Source organism: Streptomyces pseudogriseolus, assembly GCA_002154585.1.
Classification (GTDB): domain Bacteria; phylum Actinomycetota; class Actinomycetes; order Streptomycetales; family Streptomycetaceae; genus Streptomyces; species Streptomyces pseudogriseolus.
Genome location: MUNG01000626.1, coordinates 1 through 393 on the forward strand (window position 1 = coordinate 1; position 393 = coordinate 393).

Sequence of the window (393 nt, forward strand, 5' to 3'; positions counted from 1 at the left end):
CACCCCCGACACCCCCCTCTGCGTGCCGTTGCTGCGCCGCGACACCGGCGAGAACCTGGCCCTTCTGCGCGGACTGGCCGCCTTGCACGTGAGCGGTGGCACCGTCGACTGGACGGCGCTGCCCACCCTCCGTACGCACGCCCAGGTGGACCTGCCCACGTATGCCTTCCAACGCACCCGGTACTGGCCCACCGTCGACCCTCAGGCCGCCGCGACGGCCGCCTCGGCGGCTCGCACGTCCTCCGCGGACGACGCCTTCTGGTCGATCGTCGAGGAGACGAACCCCCAAGAGCTGGCCGGCCGCCTCAGCGTGCCGGAAGACGCCCTCGGCGCGGTCCTGCCCGCGCTGACGTCGCTGCGCCACGAGCACGTCGAACGGGAAGAGGTCGACGC

The 393-nt window shown here is 73.0% G+C and carries 1 protein-coding gene; it reads left to right on the forward strand.

Going from position 1 to position 393, the window contains the following annotated elements; all coding sequences use genetic code 11:
- Positions 1 to 393: hypothetical protein (locus CCN29_RS36630; protein WP_442538665.1), on the forward strand; the 393-nt coding region annotated here is incomplete at both ends.